This window comes from Rhizobium sp. SVR5-9E, from assembly GCF_056755095.1.
Genome location: NZ_JBNDHS010000862.1, coordinates 1 through 228 on the forward strand (window position 1 = coordinate 1; position 228 = coordinate 228).

A 228-nucleotide genomic window follows, 5' to 3' on the forward strand; every position below is an offset into this window, starting at 1 on the left:
CTATAATTTTGCAAAAAAATACTCCTTTGCCGATATCACAACATTTTATAAATCATGTAAGAATACCTGAAAACAACGATTGGGTGATCTTCATATTGCTGGGCTGCATCTTTTTGTACCTTTTTATGATGAACGTCATTGAAAGAGAAGCCAATCTAAGAGACTTTCTTGTTCAGAAATATTTTGACGCCAGCAACAATCTCCCAAGTTGGGTGATCACCTCATGCG

1 protein-coding gene is annotated in these 228 nt (G+C 36.4%); it reads left to right on the forward strand.

Going from position 1 to position 228, the window contains the following annotated elements; all coding sequences use genetic code 11:
• A partial coding sequence (locus ACPYOJ_RS37295) for a hypothetical protein (RefSeq protein WP_481420674.1) occupies nucleotides 1–228 on the forward strand: 228 nt, incomplete at both ends.